15 protein-coding genes are annotated in these 16,127 nt (G+C 72.7%); 12 read left to right on the top strand and 3 right to left on the bottom strand.

All coding sequences use genetic code 11. The annotated features are described in order from the left end of the window. Positions 1 to 13: 13 nt before the first annotated feature. The 6 genes from AB2U05_RS20225 to AB2U05_RS20200 all read left to right on the top strand — a co-directional run bounded on the left by AB2U05_RS20225 (position 14) and on the right by AB2U05_RS20200 (position 5,609). Positions 14 to 1,603, top strand: a complete 1,590-nt coding sequence (locus tag AB2U05_RS20225) for an acyl-CoA carboxylase subunit beta (RefSeq protein ID WP_045693438.1) — start codon at positions 14 to 16, stop codon at positions 1,601 to 1,603. A gap of 24 nt (positions 1,604 to 1,627) precedes the next feature. Further along, on the top strand, positions 1,628 to 1,849 hold the full coding sequence (locus AB2U05_RS20220) for an acyl-CoA carboxylase epsilon subunit (RefSeq protein ID WP_045693440.1): 222 nt from the start codon (positions 1,628 to 1,630) through the stop codon (positions 1,847 to 1,849). A gap of 176 nt (positions 1,850 to 2,025) precedes the next feature. Then, positions 2,026 to 2,166 (top strand): morphogenic membrane protein MmpB, encoded by a 141-nt coding sequence (mmpB, locus tag AB2U05_RS20215; RefSeq protein ID WP_167352903.1) that lies wholly within the window; start codon positions 2,026 to 2,028, stop codon positions 2,164 to 2,166. A 34-nt stretch (positions 2,167 to 2,200) separates the two neighbouring features. After that, positions 2,201 to 2,803 (top strand): nucleoside triphosphate pyrophosphatase, encoded by a 603-nt coding sequence (locus AB2U05_RS20210; protein WP_045693441.1) that lies wholly within the window; start codon positions 2,201 to 2,203, stop codon positions 2,801 to 2,803. A gap of 64 nt (positions 2,804 to 2,867) precedes the next feature. Further along, the gene (locus AB2U05_RS20205; protein WP_045693443.1) at positions 2,868 to 3,602 is read left to right on the top strand and encodes a hypothetical protein; all 735 of its coding nucleotides are present in this window, start codon (positions 2,868 to 2,870) and stop codon (positions 3,600 to 3,602) included. 234 nt (positions 3,603 to 3,836) lie between these two features. Beyond that, positions 3,837 to 5,609 carry a biotin carboxylase N-terminal domain-containing protein gene (locus tag AB2U05_RS20200; RefSeq protein ID WP_369183878.1) on the top strand — a complete coding sequence of 591 codons (1,773 nt, stop codon included), beginning with the start codon at positions 3,837 to 3,839 and terminating at the stop codon, positions 5,607 to 5,609. 121 nt (positions 5,610 to 5,730) lie between these two features. On the opposite strand, the gene AB2U05_RS20195 is transcribed toward AB2U05_RS20200, so the two are convergent. Next, positions 5,731 to 6,726 carry a DeoR/GlpR family DNA-binding transcription regulator gene (locus AB2U05_RS20195; RefSeq protein WP_078859689.1) on the bottom strand — a complete coding sequence of 332 codons (996 nt, stop codon included), beginning with the start codon at positions 6,724 to 6,726 and terminating at the stop codon, positions 5,731 to 5,733. Positions 6,727 to 6,927: 201 nt separating this feature from the next. Then, on the bottom strand, positions 6,928 to 8,373 hold the full coding sequence (locus AB2U05_RS20190; RefSeq protein ID WP_045709532.1) for an NAD(P)H-quinone dehydrogenase: 1,446 nt from the start codon (positions 8,371 to 8,373) through the stop codon (positions 6,928 to 6,930). Between the two features lie 106 nt (positions 8,374 to 8,479). Here AB2U05_RS20190 and AB2U05_RS20185 point away from each other — a divergent pair, with 106 nt between their 5' ends. The 3 genes from AB2U05_RS20185 (at position 8,480) to AB2U05_RS20175 (ending at position 11,809) form a co-directional block, all read left to right on the top strand. Continuing rightward, positions 8,480 to 8,917, top strand: coding sequence for a gamma-glutamylcyclotransferase (locus tag AB2U05_RS20185; RefSeq protein WP_045693451.1), 438 nt, complete (start codon positions 8,480 to 8,482; stop codon positions 8,915 to 8,917). Between the two features lie 188 nt (positions 8,918 to 9,105). Then, positions 9,106 to 9,927: a purine-nucleoside phosphorylase gene (locus AB2U05_RS20180; RefSeq protein WP_045693453.1), complete on the top strand. Its 822-nt coding sequence runs from the start codon at positions 9,106 to 9,108 to the stop codon at positions 9,925 to 9,927. A gap of 163 nt (positions 9,928 to 10,090) precedes the next feature. Then, positions 10,091 to 11,809: a phospho-sugar mutase gene (locus AB2U05_RS20175; RefSeq protein ID WP_369183877.1), complete on the top strand. Its 1,719-nt coding sequence runs from the start codon at positions 10,091 to 10,093 to the stop codon at positions 11,807 to 11,809. Between the two features lie 73 nt (positions 11,810 to 11,882). On the opposite strand, the gene AB2U05_RS20170 is transcribed toward AB2U05_RS20175, so the two are convergent. After that, on the bottom strand, positions 11,883 to 12,557 hold the full coding sequence (locus AB2U05_RS20170) for a PH domain-containing protein (protein ID WP_045693457.1): 675 nt from the start codon (positions 12,555 to 12,557) through the stop codon (positions 11,883 to 11,885). Positions 12,558 to 12,665: 108 nt separating this feature from the next. On the opposite strand from AB2U05_RS20170, the gene deoC reads away from it, so the two are divergent. Genes deoC through AB2U05_RS20155 form a run of 3 tightly spaced genes read left to right on the top strand, consistent with a single transcriptional unit; the run spans position 12,666 to position 16,031 of the window. Then, positions 12,666 to 13,652 (top strand): deoxyribose-phosphate aldolase, encoded by a 987-nt coding sequence (deoC, locus tag AB2U05_RS20165; protein ID WP_369183876.1) that lies wholly within the window; start codon positions 12,666 to 12,668, stop codon positions 13,650 to 13,652. A 5-nt stretch (positions 13,653 to 13,657) separates the two neighbouring features. Next, positions 13,658 to 15,133: an aldehyde dehydrogenase family protein gene (locus tag AB2U05_RS20160; RefSeq protein WP_045709535.1), complete on the top strand. Its 1,476-nt coding sequence runs from the start codon at positions 13,658 to 13,660 to the stop codon at positions 15,131 to 15,133. Further along, complete coding sequence (locus AB2U05_RS20155; RefSeq protein ID WP_045709536.1) at positions 15,126 to 16,031, top strand: aldehyde dehydrogenase family protein; 906 nt, start codon at positions 15,126 to 15,128, stop codon at positions 16,029 to 16,031. The genes AB2U05_RS20160 and AB2U05_RS20155 overlap by 8 nt, the downstream gene beginning before the upstream one ends. The last annotated feature ends 96 nt before the right edge of the window (positions 16,032 to 16,127 follow it).

Raw genomic sequence — 16,127 nt, 5'->3', positions numbered from 1 at the left:
AGAGCCACCGGAAATGACCGAGGCGCCGTACGACCCCCACACCACCGCCGGCAAGCTCGCCGACCTGCGCCGCAGGCTCGACGAGGCGGTGCACTCCGGCTCCGCCAAGGCCGTCGAGAAGCAGCACGCCAAGGGCAAGCTGACGGCCCGCGAGCGCGTCGTGGAGCTGCTGGACGAGGACTCCTTCGTCGAGTTCGACGAGTTCGCCCGGCACCGCTCGACCAACTTCGGCCAGGAGAAGAACCGGCCGTACGGCGACGGCGTGGTGACCGGCTACGGCACCGTGGACGGCCGCCAGGTCGCCGTGTTCGCCCAGGACTTCACCGTCTTCGGCGGTTCGCTGGGCGAGGTGTTCGGCGAGAAGATCGTCAAGGTCATGGACTTCGCGCTGAAGACCGGCTGCCCGGTCATCGGCATCAACGACTCCGGCGGCGCCCGCATCCAGGAGGGCGTGGTCTCGCTCGGCCTGTACGGCGAGATCTTCCGCCGCAACGTGCACGCCTCCGGCGTCATCCCGCAGATCTCGCTGATCATGGGCCCCTGCGCCGGCGGCGCGGTGTACTCCCCCGCGATCACCGACTTCGTGGTGATGGCCGACCAGACCTCGCACATGTTCATCACCGGCCCGGACGTGATCAAGACCGTCACCGGCGAGGACGTCGGCATGGAGGAGCTGGGCGGCGCGCGCACCCACAACACCAAGTCCGGCAACGCGCACTACCTGGCCGCGGACGAGAAGGAGGCGATCGAGTACGTCAAGAGCCTGCTCTCGTACCTGCCCTCCAACAACCTCTCGGACCCGCCGACCTACCCCGAGCAGGCCGACCTCTCCATCACCGACGAGGACCTCGAACTCGACACCGTCGTGCCGGACTCGGCGAACCAGCCGTACGACATGCGCACGGTGATCGAGCACATCGTCGACGACGGCGAGTTCCTGGAGACCCAGCCGCTGTTCGCGGGCAACATCATCACCGGCTTCGGCCGGGTCGAGGGCCACTCGGTCGGCATCGTCGGCAGCCAGCCGATGGACCTGGCCGGCTGCCTGGACATCAACGCCAGCGAGAAGGCCGCCCGCTTCATCCGCACCTGCGACTCCTTCAACATCCCGGTGCTGACCTTCGTCGACGTGCCCGGCTTCCTGCCCGGCACCGAGCAGGAGTGGGACGGCATCATCCGCCGCGGCGCCAAGCTGATCTACGCCTACGCCGAGGCCACCGTCCCGCTGATCACCGTGATCACCCGCAAGGCCTTCGGCGGCGCGTACGACGTCATGGGCTCCAAGCACCTGGGCGCCGACCTCAACCTGGCCTGGCCGACCGCGCAGATCGCGGTGATGGGCGCCCAGGGCGCGGTCAACATCCTGCACCGCCGGGAGATCGCCGAGGCCGAGGCCGCCGGCACCGTCGAGGAGAAGCGCGCCGAGCTGATCGCCTCGTACGAGGACACCCTGCTGAACCCGTACCTGGCGGCCGAGCGCGGCTACGTGGACGCGGTCATCGCGCCCAGCGAGACCCGCCGGCACATCGTCCGGGGCCTGCGGGCGCTGCGCGGCAAGCGCGAGGTGCTGCCGCCGAAGAAGCACGGCAACATCCCCCTGTAGGCCCGTACGGGAGAGAATCGAACCATGGCCCCGATCCACGTGCTGCACGGGCAGCCGACCCCCGAGGAGCTTGCCACCGTCCTGGCGGTGGTCCAGGCCCGGGCCGCCGCCGCACAGGCCGCCGCCGACGCGGCGCGCCTGGCCGGTGTCGGCCCGGCCTCCCCCTGGAACGACCGCGCCCGGCTGCTCCGCCCCACGCTCCACCCCGGCGTGAACGCCTGGCGCACCGCCGGCTGGGCGCGCTGATCCACCCCGTACGGGAGCGGGAAGTCGGACCGGCCGACTTCCCGCTCCCGTACGGCGTTTCCGGCCGGTTCGTCGTCGCACCGGCCGCTCCCCGGGCCGACCGGTCCACCGGTCGGCCCGGAACCTGAGTACGGATACTCAGGCGCCGGGCGCCCGGCGCGGCGCACCCTGGACGGGTGCTCTGGTCAGACCCCCGCGACGAGCCCTCCCAGGAGGCGCGCCGCATGCAGGAACGGATGCACCGGGCCGGCAAGGTGCTCGCCGCCCTGGTGCTGGTGGGTGCCGTCCTGTTCATGCTCACCCGCCCGTTCACCTGAACGGCGGGCACCGGCAGCCCCTACCCTGGTGGCCATGACCGACCAGCGCACCCTCGTCCTCGCGTCCGCCTCCCCCGCCCGCCTCGGCCTGCTGCGCCAGGCGGGCCTCGACCCGCGCGTGGTGGTCAGCGGCGTCGACGAGGACGCGCTGAGCGCCGCCACCCCCGCCGAGCTCGCCCTCGTGCTGGCCGAGGCCAAGGCCGGGGCCGTCGCCGCCGAACTCACCGGCGGCGAGCTGGTGATCGGCTGCGACTCCGTCCTCGAACTGGACGGCCAGGCCCTCGGCAAGCCCGCCGACGCCGCCGAGGCGACCGCCCGCTGGCACGCGATGCGCGGCCGCGCCGGGGTGCTGCGCACCGGCCACTGCGTGATCGACACCGCGACCGGCCGCCGGGCCTCGGCCACCGCTTCCACCACCGTCCGCTTCGGCACCCCGGACGACGCCGAGATCGCCGACTACGTGGCCTCCGGCGAACCCCTGCACGTGGCCGGCGCGTTCACCCTGGACGGCCGCTCGGCGCCGTTCGTCGACGGCATCGACGGCGACCCGGGCAACGTCATCGGCCTCTCGCTGCCCCTGCTGCGCCGCCTGCTCGCCGACCTCGACCTGCGCATCACTGATCTGTGGACCAAGTGAACTGCCGCACCGGGCAGTTGTGGCCCTAAGCTGGCCGGCGTCCGGACGGGGGGAAAGCTCGGCGATGAACGACAACGTGCTCAACGTGGTGCTCGGCCTGGTCGCCAGCGCCATCAGCGCCGGCCTCGGCTGGCTCGCCCAGGCCCTGCGCCGCCGCCGGAGGATCGAGCGGGTGCGGGAGTTCCTCGGGCTGCCGGCCGGCGGCGAGTGCCTGATCGTGGTGCCCCGCAGCGTCGGTGAGGGCTCGCACGCGCACACCGTGACCCGCCGGGACGCCTACGCCCTGATGTGGCTGGCCGGGCTGGTCGAGGAGTGCGGGGCGCGGTCCGAACTGGTCGCGCACGACTCCGCGCACCGGGGGCTGGGCGCCAAGACCGAGCTGTGCCTGGGCGGTCCGGTCAGCAACGAGCGGACCGCCGCCCACCTCGCCTGGGGCCTACCGGGCGCCCTGGTCACCTCCGGCCCCGGCCCGGGCAGCAACGTCATCGTGGTGGGCGACCGCGACTTCACCGCCGACCAGGAGCGGGCGCACACCCTGCTGGCCCGGATCGCCACCCCGGACGGCGGCCGCCCGGTCTTCCTGGTCTCCGGCCAGACCGGCACCGCCAACCAGGCCGGCGTGCGCTACCTGGTCGCGCACCACCGCGAACTCGCCCGCCGGTACGGCCGGAACGGCACCTTCGCGCTGGTCCTGCGGGTGGTCAACCCGGAGGCGTACGGGCCGGACATGGTGGAGCTGGCCGCCGACGTGACGACCGAGGCACTGCGGCGGCCCACCACCCCCGCCGCGGCCTCCTGACCGGGTCCGTGAAACTGTGTCGCATGCCACGTGCCGCCACGCCGCGGCCCGGCCGCGGGCCGACGCCCGCGCCGCCGCGACGGCACCGGCGGTGACCTGCGCGGTCATCTCACGGACCGTAGACAACGTGACGAATTCCATCACCGAGCGTGTGGGATAGTTCACAACCTGGGGCTACTCGCCGGTACCGCCCAGGAATCCATAAACTCAACGAGGTTCAAGAAGGGAGCCACAGTGCGCAAGGTGCTCATCGCCAACCGCGGGGAAATCGCCGTCCGCGTCGCCCGTGCCTGCTCGGACGCCGGTATCGCCAGCGTCGCCGTCTACGCCGAGCCGGACCGGGATGCGCTGCACGTCCGCGCGGCCGACGAGGCTTACGCGCTGGGCGGTGACACCCCGGCCACCAGTTACCTGGACATCGCGAAGGTCCTCAAGGCCGCCGCCGACTCCGGTGCCGACGCCGTCCACCCCGGTTACGGGTTCCTGTCGGAGAACGCCGAGTTCGCCCAGGCCGTCCTCGACGCCGGTCTGATCTGGATCGGCCCGCCGCCGCAGGCCATCCGCGACCTCGGCGACAAGGTCACCGCCCGGCACGTGGCGCAGCGCGCCGGTGCCCCGCTGGTCGCCGGCACGCCGGACCCGGTCGCGGGCGCCGACGAGGTCGTCGCCTTCGCCCGCGAGCACGGCCTGCCGGTCGCCATCAAGGCGGCGTTCGGCGGCGGCGGCCGCGGCCTGAAGGTCGCCCGCACGCTGGAGGAGATCCCGGAGCTGTTCGAGTCCGCGGTGCGCGAGGCGGTCGCCGCCTTCGGCCGCGGCGAGTGCTTCGTCGAGCGCTACCTGGACAACCCGCGCCACGTCGAGACCCAGTGCCTCGCCGACCAGCACGGCAACGTGGTCGTCGTGTCCACCCGTGACTGCTCGCTGCAGCGCCGGCACCAGAAGCTGGTCGAGGAGGCGCCCGCGCCGTTCCTGACCGCCGAGCAGAACGCCGAGCTGTACCGCGCGTCCAAGGCCATCCTGAAGGAGGCCGGCTACGTCGGCGCCGGGACCTGCGAGTTCCTGGTGGCGCTGGACGGCACGATCTCCTTCCTGGAGGTCAACACCCGTCTGCAGGTGGAGCACCCGGTCACCGAGGAGGTCACCGGCCTCGACCTGGTCCGCGAGATGTTCCGGATCGCAGACGGCGAGGAGCTGGGCTACGGCGACCCCGAGATCCGCGGCCACTCCTTCGAGTTCCGCATCAACGGCGAGGACCCGGGCCGCAACTTCCTGCCCGCGCCCGGCACCGTCACGCTGTTCGCCCCGCCGTCCGGCCCGGGCGTGCGCCTGGACTCGGGCGTCGAGACCGGCTCGGTCATCGGCCCGGCCTGGGACTCCCTGCTGGCCAAGCTGGTCATCACCGGCCGGGACCGCAAGCAGGCCCTGGAGCGGGCCAGGCGCGCGCTGGCCGAGTTCAAGGTCGAGGGCATGGCCACCGCCATCCCGTTCCACCAGGCGGTCGTCACGGACCCGGCGTTCGCGCCCGAGGTGCACGGCGAGGACGGGCCGTTCAAGGTCTTCACCCGCTGGATCGAGACCGAGTTCGAGAACACCATCCCGGCGTTCGCCGGCGCGGGCGCCGAGGGCGACGAGGCCGAGACCCGGGAGACCGTGGTGGTCGAGGTCGGCGGCAAGCGGATCGAGGTCTCGCTGCCCTCCTCGCTCGGCGTCGCGTCGGCCCCGGCGGCCGGTGCGGGGGCCGCGAAGGCCAAGCGCCGGGTGGGCGCCAAGAAGGCCGGCTCGGCCGTCGGCGGCGACACCCTGGCCTCGCCGATGCAGGGCACCATCGTCAAGGTCGCCGTGGAGGAGGGCCAGGTCGTCGCCGAGGGCGAGCTGATCGTGGTCCTGGAGGCGATGAAGATGGAGCAGCCGCTGAACGCCCACAAGGCGGGCACCGTCGTCGGCCTCAAGGCCGAGGTGGGCGCCAGCGTCAGCAGCGGCGCCGCGCTCTGCGAGATCAAGGACTGAGCGAGATCGAGGACTGACCCGGATCCGGGGCCGATGCCCCGCCCGTCAATCCGACGACCGGTCCGTACGCCCTTCGGGGAGTGCGGACCGGTCGCGGTTTTTCACCGGTTCGGGGGTCCCGTCACCGGCCGCGCGGCAGCCCCAACTCGGCCAGCCGGACGGGCATTCCGCCGGGGCCGACCGGACCGCCGTGGGCGCCCGGACGGCGCTGCCCGGGCAGCGGGGCGCCACCGGGCGGCGGCGAGGGGCGGCGGGCCAGCGGGCCGGGCTGGGTCTGGTGGACGGGCCCGCTGCCGGTGCCGTGCACCGGGGCGTCGCTGCCGCCCGGGGAGCCGCCGATCGGCGCCAGGTCGATCTGCACGCCGCGGTCGGCCAGCGCGTCCAGTTCGCGGGCGGTGGTGTCGTCCGCGCCGGCCTGCTCGTCGGTGACCAGCCGGGTGATGGCCTCGGACTCGACGGTCGGGAACATGCTGTCCGTGCCGAGCTTGGTGTGGTCGGCGAGGACGATGACCTCGGCGGCCGACTGCACCAGTGCCCGGTCCACGCTCGCGGACAGCATGTTGGCGGTCGACAGCCCGCGTTCGGCGGTCAGGCCGCTGCCGGAGATGAAGGCCTTGGCGACCCGCAGCCCCTGCAGCGCCTGTTCCGCGCCGCTGCCGACCAGCGCGTAGTTGGAGCCGCGCAGGGTGCCGCCGGTCATCACCACCTCGACGCGGTTGGCGTGCGCCAACGCCTGGGCGACCAGCAGCGAGTTGGTGACGACGGTCAGCCCGGGCACCCGGGCCAGCCGGCGGGCCAGCTCCTGGGTGGTGGTGCCGGCGCCGACCACCACCGCGTCGCCCTCCTCCACCAGGGAGGCGGCGAGGTCCGCGATGGCGCTCTTCTCCGCCGCGGACAGGTGGGTCTTCTGCGGGTAGCCGGGTTCGCGGCTGAAGCCGCCGGGGAGCACCGCGCCGCCGTGCCGGCGGTCGAGGAGCCCTTCTGCCTCCAGCGCCCGTACGTCACGACGCACGGTCACTTCGGAGGTCTGGACGACGCGGGCCAACTCCCGGAGCGAGACGGCTCCGTTGGCGCGCACCATTTCGAGGATCAACTGGCGACGTTCTGCTGCAAACACAGAACTGACGGTAACCCGCGTGACCGTCTGCTTTCAGGCGTTTGCAGCTGGTAGCGGGAAATGCTCACGCACGAGCGGCGCGTGACCGTACAATACGCGCCGTCAGCAATCCGGGGGCTGCGCCCGCCGTCCGGGTGACGCTCCGGCATGCCCGAGGGGCGGCCGCCGATCGGCAGCCGCCCCTCGAGTGTGCGCCTGAGCTCAGGATTCGCCGTCGGCCCGCTTGCGGATGTGCAGCTGCCGGGCGGCCTCGGCGGTCGAGCCGGAGACGGACGGGTAGACGGTGAAGGCGCTGGCCACCTGTTCGACCGTCAGATTGGCGTCCACCGCGAGCGAGATCGGGTGGATCAGCTCGCTGGCCCGCGGGGCGACGACCACGCCGCCGACCACGATGCCGGTGCCCGGGCGGCAGAACAGCTTCACGAAGCCGTCCCGGATGCCCTGCATCTTCGCCCGCGGGTTGCCGCGCAGCGGCAGCTTGACCACGACGGCGTCCATCTTGCCGCACTGCACGTCGGCGGCGGTGTAGCCGACGGTGGCGATCTCCGGGTCGGTGAAGACGTTGGAGGCCACGGTCTTCAGGTTCAGCGGCTGCACCGCGTCGCCCAGCGCGTGGTACATCGCGATCCGGCCCTGCATGGCGGCGACCGAGGCGAGCATGAAGACGCCCGTGCAGTCGCCGGCCGCGTACACGCCCGGAGCGCTGGTGCGGGAGACCCGGTCGACCTGGATCTGGCCCCAGTCGTTGAGCTTGACCCCGGCCTCCTCCAGGCCCATCTCGGAGGTGTTCGGGATCGAGCCGACCGCCATCAGGCAGTGGGTGCCCTCGATCACCTTGCCGTCCGAGAGGGTCACCTCGACCCGGTCGCCGATCCGCTTGGCGCTCTCGGCCCGCGAGCGGCTCATCACGTTCATGCCGCGGCGGCGGAAGACGTCCTCCAGCACCTCGGCGGCGTCCGGGTCCTCGCCCGGCAGCACCCGGTCGCGGCTGGAGACCAGGGTGACCTTCGAACCGAGCGCCTGGTACGCGCCGGCGAACTCGGCGCCGGTCACACCGGAGCCGACCACGATCAGCTCGCGCGGCAGCTCCTCCAGGTCGTACACCTGGGTCCAGGTGAGGATCCGCTCGCCGTCCGGCTTGGCGTCCGGCACCTCGCGCGGGTGGGCGCCGGTGGCGATCAGCACGGCGTCGGCGCGCAGCGACTGCACGCCGCCGTCCGGCCCGTCCACCAGCACCTCGCGGGAGCCGTCCACGGCCTGCCCGCCGGCGCCGAGCCGGCCGCGGCCGCGCAGCACGGTGACACCGGCGCGGGTGACGGACTGGGTGATGTCGTGGGACTGCGCGATCGCCAGGCGCTTCACACGGCGGTTGACCTTGCCCAGGTCCACGCCGACGACCTTCTCGCCGCCCTCGCGGCCCGCCCCGTCCGGGGCGACGGTGATGCCCAGCTCCTCGTACGAGCTGTCGAAGGTGGTCATCACCTCCGCGGTCGCGATCAGGGTCTTCGACGGCACGCAGTCCGTGAGCACCGCCGATCCGCCCAGACCGTCGCGGTCGACGACGGTCACCTCCGCGCCGAGCTGAGCGGCCACCAGCGCCGCCTCGTAGCCGCCGGGTCCGCCACCGATGATCACGATCCGAGTCACGACACCATTGTCCCGCACGCCGGGAGTGCCGCCACGCCGGGGTCCGGCCTGCGGACCTGCTCGCCGGGCCTCCACCCCGCCCGCCCGCCGGGCTAGTCTGACCCCCATGCCCCTCTACGCCGCGTATGCCACCAACCTCGATGCCCGGCAGATGACCCGCCGAGCCCCGCACTCCCCGCTGCGCGGCACCGGCTGGCTGGACGGCTGGCGGCTCACCTTCGGCGGCGAACAGCTCGGCTGGGAGGGCTCGTTGGCCACCGTGGTGGAGGACGAGAAGCACCAGGTCTTCGTCGCGCTGTACGACATCGCGCCGATGGACGAGGAGGGCCTGGACCGCTGGGAGGGCGTCCAGCTCGGCATCTACCGCAAGACCAAGCTGCGGGCGCACACCCTGGACGGCGACATCCCGGTCTGGACGTACGTGCTCAACGACTACGAGGGCGGCCTCCCCGCGGCCCGCTACCTCGGCCTGATCGCCGACGCCGCCGAGAGCGCGGGCGCCCCCGACGACTACGTCCTGGACCTGCGCCGGCGGCCGTGCTAGCCGCCCGGCACTTCCGGCACGCACCTTCCTGTACGCACCTTCCCGTACGCACCTTCCTGTACGTCCCGACAGCGCCGTCACCCGAAAAGCGCCACCGAGCTGTGTTTTCGGGTCATCCGGGTAACGATCCGGCACGCCGCGCCCGGATTTTCTACGCGCGTAGCCAAATCCCGTCTATCCTCTGACGCGTGAACGCAACTCCTCAGTCGGTCGTCTCCACCGACCCCTACGCCGCCGCCCAGGCCGCCGCCGAGCGCCTGCGCGAGCTGACCGGTGCCGAGCGGCACGACGTCGCCCTGGTGATGGGCTCCGGCTGGGTGCCGGCCGCCGACGCCCTGGGCGAGACCGTGGCCGAGTTCCCGGTCACCGACCTGCCCGGCTTCCCCGCGCCCGCCGTCGCCGGCCACGCCGGCAAGATCCGGTCGGTGAAGATCGGCGACAAGCGCGCCCTGATCTTCCTCGGCCGCAACCACTACTACGAGGGCCACGGCGTCGCCACGGTCGTCCACGGCGTGCGCACCGCCGCCGCGGCCGGCTGCGGCGTCATCGTGCTGACCAACGGCTGCGGCGGCCTGCGCCAGGGCTGGACCCCGGGCCAGCCGGTCCTGATCAGCGACCACATCAACCTGACCGGGGACTCCCCGATCGTCGGCGCCAACTTCGTCGACCTCACCGACCTGTACTCCAAGCGCCTGCGCACGCTGTGCCACGAGGTCGACCCGTCGCTGGACGAGGCCGTCTACGTCCAGTTCCGCGGCCCGCACTACGAGACCCCGGCCGAGGTCAACATGGCCCGGGTGATCGGCGGCGAGCTGGTCGGCATGTCCACCACCCTGGAGGCCATCGCCGCCCGCGAGGCCGGCGCCGAGGTGCTCGGCATCTCCCTGGTCACCAACCTGGCCGCCGGCATGACCGGCGAGCCGCTCAACCACGAAGAGGTCCTGGAGGCCGGCAAGGCCTCGGCCGAGCGCATGGGCGAGCTGCTGGCGAAGGTCCTTGAGCGGATCTGACGCCCACCGGGCGCAGAATCATGAGCGACGGGGCCCTCGGGCGGCGTGATCCGCTGATCACGCCCTCCCGCGGGCCCCGTCCGCATGCGCCCACCCTTCCTCCTCCTCCGCGCGGACCCCTCCGGCCGACCCACCCGACGCACTTCCCGATGGAGCTGTCGACATGACGCAGGCACTTAACCCCGACCTCCTCGCCCGGGCCCGGGCCTGGCTGGCCGAGGACCCCGACCCGCAGACCCGCGAGGAGCTGACCGCCCTGCTGGCCCGGGCCGAGGGCCCGGAGGCCGAGGAGGACAGCACCCGCGCCTGGGCCGAGCTCACCGAGCGCTTCGCCGACCGCCTCCAGTTCGGCACCGCCGGCCTGCGCGGCGAACTCGGCGCCGGCCCGATGCGGATGAACCGCGCCGTGGTGATCCGGGCCGCCGCCGGCCTGGTCGCGTACGTCAAGAAGGAGGGCCTGGGCGACCTGGTCGTCATCGGCTACGACGCCCGGTACAAGTCCTACGACTTCGCCCGCGACACCGCCGCCGTGGTGGTCGCGGCCGGCCTGCGCGCCGCGCTGCTGCCCCGCCCGCTGCCGACCCCGGTGCTCGCCTTCGCCGTGCGCCACCTCGGCGCGGCCGCCGGCGTCACCGTCACGGCCAGCCACAACCCGCCGCAGGACAACGGCTACAAGGTCTACCTGGGCGACGGCTCGCAGATCGTCCCGCCGGCCGACGCCGGGATCGCCGCCGAGATCGACGCGATCGACTCGCTGGACGACGTCCCGCGCGCCGAGGAGGGCTGGGAGGTGCTCGGCGAGGACGTGATCGAGGCCTACCTGGACCGGGCCGTGTCGATCGTCGACGAGCACAGCCCGCGCGAGCTCGACGTGGTCTACACCCCGATGCACGGCGTCGGCCGCGACACCCTGGTCGCCGCGTTCCGCCGGGCCGGCTTCGCCGCGCCCACCGTGGTCGCCGAACAGGCCGAGCCCGACCCGGACTTCCCGACCGTCGCCTTCCCCAACCCGGAGGAGCCGGGGGCGATGGACCTCGCCTTCCGCACCGCCGCCTCGGCGGGCCCGGACATCGTGATCGCCAACGACCCGGACGCCGACCGCTGCGCGGTGGCGGTACCGGTCCACGGCAACGCCGCCGGCAGCGGCAACGGCGGCTCCGGCTGGCGGATGCTGCGCGGCGACGAGGTCGGCGCGCTGCTCGGCTCCGCCCTGGTCGCCAAGAAGGCCGAGGGCACCTTCGCCACCACCATCGTCTCGGCCACCCTGCTCGGCCGGATCGCCGAGGCCGCGGGCCTGGGCTACGCCGAGACGCTGACCGGCTTCAAGTGGATCTCCCGCGCCGAGGGCCTGCGCTACGGCTACGAGGAGGCGCTCGGCTACTGCGTCGACCCGCAGGGCGTCCGGGACAAGGACGGCATCACCGCCGCCCTGCTGGTCGCCGAGCTCGCCGCCACCCTCAAGAAGTCCGGCCGCACCCTGAGCGACCTGCTGGACGACCTGGCGCTGGAGCACGGCCTGCACGCCACCGACCAGCTGTCCGTCCGGGTGCAGGACCTCTCGCTGATCGCCGACGCCATGCGCCGCCTGCGCGAGCAGCCGCCGACCGCCCTGGCCGGCCTGACCGTCACCCGCGCGGACGACCTCGCGGCGGGCTCCGCCGAGCTGCCGCCCACCGACGGCCTGCGCTACTACCTGGCCGGCGAGGCCGTCCGCTCCGCCCGCATCGTGGTCCGCCCCTCCGGCACCGAGCCCAAGCTCAAGTGCTACCTGGAGGTCGTCCTCCCGGTGGCGAGCGCCGCCGACCTCGCCGCCGCCCGCGAGCGCGCCGCCGAGCTCCTCGGCGCGATCAAGCGCGACCTGGCCGCGGCCGCCGGCATCTGACCCGCGGCCCGTGGACGTGGAAGGGCCCGCCGGTTCCGACCGGCGGGCCCTTCGGCATGGCTGGGGACGTGCGTCAGACCAGGATGGCCGTGATCAGGGCGACCAGCCCGACCAGGGTGGGCGCGATGATCCACCAGCACCACCGGACAACCAGCGGGCCGGCCGCCTCCGGACGGCGGGCGTAGCGCTCGGCCATCTCCTGCAGGACGTTCGTCACCTGGTCGGACCAGGCGCGGGTGGGGTCGGCCGAGCCCGGCACGACCGGGTTGGTCTGCCGCCCGAAGACCATCCCCATCCGGGAGGCGTGCTCCGCGGGGCCGAGCTGCTGGGCCCGGGTCGCCCGCTTGCGCTGCCGCAGCGACACCGGCACCGCCCACACCTGGTACTTCTTCTCGCCGGCCAGCAGCTCGACCGAGTACCCGGCGCGCAGCGCGTCCACCGAGGCCCAGGGGGCGGTGATGGTCCGCCACGGGTTGCGCACCACCAGCTCGCTCGCGTTCGCCCGGACCACCGGGCGCAGGGTGTAGGCGATCACCGGGAAGGCGAACACCGGCAGGGCTGCGAGCGCGACCCACGGGGTCCTGCCCGTGCCGGTCACCACCGCGTCGCCGATCAGCCAGGCGGCGACGGCCAGCAGGAACACGCCGGAGATCACACCGGGGACGGACCGGTACACGCGGTCCGCGTACTCGGGCTCCCCGTCTGGGCCGGCCGCGCCCGGGTGGGGCTTGCCGTCGGATTCGGTCATGGCGTCGATTCTGCCCCATGCCCCCCACCTGCGGAGGTCTCGGTCCGGCCACGAAAGGTGGGCTCCCTAGCGGACTACTACGCGCGTAGATATGCTGGTCTGGTGACTATGTCCACTGTTGCAGCCAATGCCCCCGGTGTTGCGGGCAGCGGCCTCGCGGACGTTGCGGCGTCCGAGGCCTCGCTCCGCCGCTTCCTGCACGGCCTGCCCGGCGTCGACCAGGTCGGCCTGGAGGCGCGTGCCGCCACCCTCGGGACCCGCTCGATCAAGACCACGGCGAAGGCGTACGCCATCGACCTGGCGATCTCCATGATCGACCTGACCACGCTGGAGGGCGCGGACACGGTCGGCAAGGTGCGCGCGCTCTGCGCCAAGGGCAGGACCCCCGACCCGACCGATCCGACCACTCCGCGCGTCGCCGCCATCTGTGTCTACCCGGACATGGTCGCCACCGCGAAGGACGCCCTGAAGGGCACCGACATCCAGGTCGCGTCCGTCGCCACCGCCTTCCCGGCCGGGCGCGCCGCACTGCCGGTCAAGCTCGCCGACACCGCCGACGCGGTGGCCGCGGGCGCCGACGAGATCGACATGGTGATCGACCGCGGCGCCTTCCTCTCCGGCCGCTACTTCGACATCTTCCAGGAGATCGTCGCCGTCAAGGAGGCGTGCAAGCGCGCCGACGGCAGCTACGCCCACCTCAAGGTGATCTTCGAGACCGGCGAGCTGCAGACCTACGACAACGTCCGCCGGGTCTCCTGGCTGGCGATGCTGGCCGGCGCCGACTTCATCAAGACCTCCACCGGCAAGGTCGCCGTCAACGCGACCCCGCCGGTCACCCTGCTGATGCTGGAGGCCGTCCGCGACTTCCGCGCGGCCACCGGCGTCCAGGTCGGCGTGAAGCCCGCCGGCGGCATCAAGACCACCAAGGACGCCATGAAGTACCTGGTGATGGTCAACGAGACCCTCGGTGACGACTGGCTGACCCCGCACTGGTTCCGCTTCGGCGCCTCCAGCCTGCTCAACGACCTGCTGATGCAGCGCCAGAAGCTCACCACCGGACGCTACTCCGGCCCCGACTACGTGACGGTGGACTGATCACCATGGCCAAGAAGAAGACCATCGAGGAGCCCGTGCGCAAGGCCGGCCTCTTCGAGTACGCCCCGGCCCCCGAGTCCCCCGCCGCCGCGGGTGACATCGCCACCTCCTACGGCCACTTCATCGGCGGCGAGTTCGTCGACTCCTCCGGCAGCGAGGCCCTGAAGACGGTCAACCCGGCCACCGAGCAGGTGCTCGCCGAGTTCGCCCAGGGCACCGACGAGGACGTGGACCGCGCCGTCGCCGCCGCCCGCAAGGCCTTCGTCGACTGGTCGGCGCTGCCGGGCAGCGAGCGCGCCAAGTACCTGTTCCGGATCGCCCGGATCGTCCAGGAGCGCAGCCGCGAGCTGGCCGTGCTGGAGTCGATCGACAACGGCAAGCCGATCCGCGAGACCCGTGACGTCGACCTGCCGCTGGTCGCCGCGCACTTCTTCTACTACGCGGGCTGGGCCGACAAGCTCGACCACGCCGGCTACGGGCCGAACCCGAAGCCGCTGGGCGTGGCCGGCCAGGTCATCCCGTGGAACTTCCCGCTGCTGATGCTGGCGTGGAAGATCGCGCCCGCCCTGGCGACCGGCAACACGGTCGTCCTGAAGCCGGCCGAGACCACCCCGCTGACGGCGCTGCGCTTCGCCGAGATCTGCCGCCAGGCCGGTCTGCCGAAGGGCGTCGTCAACATCGTCACCGGCGACGGCCGCACCGGCGCCGCGCTCACCGCGCACCCGGACGTCAACAAGGTCGCCTTCACCGGCTCCACCCCGGTCGGCCGGGCGATCGCCAAGCAGCTGGCCGGCACCCGCAAGAAGCTGTCGCTGGAGCTGGGCGGCAAGGCCGCGAACATCGTCTTCGACGACGCGCCGATCGACCAGGCCGTCGAGGGCATCGTCAACGGCATCTTCTTCAACCAGGGCCACGTCTGCTGCGCGGGCTCGCGCCTGCTGGTCCAGGAGTCCGTCCAGGACGAGCTGCTGGACGCCCTGAAGCGCCGGATGGCCACCCTGCGGGTCGGCGACCCGCTGGACAAGAACACCGACATCGGCGCCATCAACTCCGCCGAGCAGCTGGCCCGGATCACCGCGCTCACCGACGCCGGCGAGGCCGAGGGCGCCGAGCGCTGGTCGCCGGCCTGCGAACTCCCGGGCACCGGCTTCTGGTTCAAGCCGACCCTGTTCACCGGCGTCAGCCAGGCCCACCGGATCGCCCAGGAGGAGATCTTCGGCCCGGTCCTGTCGGTGCTGACCTTCCGCACGCCCGAGGAGGCGGTCGCGAAGGCCAACAACACCCCGTACGGCCTCTCCGCGGGCATCTGGACGGAGAAGGGCTCGCGCATCCTCTGGATGGCCAACAAGCTCAAGGCCGGCGTGGTCTGGGCCAACACCTTCAACAAGTTCGACCCGACCTCGCCGTTCGGCGGCTACAAGGAGTCGGGCTACGGCCGCGAGGGTGGCCGCCACGGTCTGGAGGCCTACCTCGATGTCTGACACGACCTTCGCGCGTCTTGACGTCCTCAAGACCTACAAGCTGTACGTCGGCGGGAAGTTCCCGCGCTCCGAGAGCGGGCGGGTGTACGAGGTGACCGACGCAAAGGGCGAGTGGCTCGCCAACGCCCCGCTGGGCACCCGCAAGGACGCCCGCGACGCCGTCCTGGCCGCCCGCGCGGCCGTCAAGGGCTGGGCCGGCACCACCGCGTACAACCGCGGCCAGGTGCTGTACCGGGTCGCCGAGATGCTGCAGGGCCGGCGCGAGCAGTTCGCCGCCGAGGTGGCCGTCTCCGAGGGCATCGGCCCGAAGAAGGCCGCCGCGCTGGTGGACGCCGCGATCGACCGCTGGGTCTGGTACGCGGGCTGGACGGACAAGGTCGCCCAGATCGCGGGCGGCGCCAACCCCGTCGCCGGGCCGTACTTCAACCTGTCGACCCCGGAGCCGACCGGCGTGGTCGGGATCGTCGCCCCGCAGGCCGGGTACGGGCACTCGCTGCTCGGCCTGGTCTCGGTGATCGCCCCCGCCATCGCCACCGGCAACACCGTGGTCGTCGCGGCCGCCGCGGACGCCCCGCTGCCCGCGCTGTCCCTGGGCGAGGTGCTGGCCACCTCGGACGTCCCCGGCGGCGTGGTCAACATCATCTCGGGCCGGACCGCGGACATCGCCCCGACCCTGGCCTCGCACCAGGACGTCAACGCGCTGGACCTCACCGGTGCCATCGCCACCGACGGCCCCGGCGCGGCGCCCGCACTGGAAGCCGCCGCCGCGGATACCCTGAAGCGGGTGGTCCGTCCGGAGCTGGACCCGTTCGCCCAGGACTGGACCAATGCGCCCGGTACGGACCGGCTACTCTCGTTCCTGGAGACGAAGACGGTCTGGCACCCGATGGGGATCTGACCCTCCGGCTCTCCGCCGGGTGAACAACTCCACAAGCTGGCCGTCCCCAGTGCCCTCTCCCCCCCAGGGCCCGGACGGTCATTGGACGGACCCGCA

The organism is Streptomyces sp. Y1 (assembly GCF_041053115.1).
GTDB lineage: Bacteria > Actinomycetota > Actinomycetes > Streptomycetales > Streptomycetaceae > Kitasatospora > Kitasatospora rubellomurina.
This window is presented reverse-complemented; position numbering and strand designations above follow the sequence as displayed.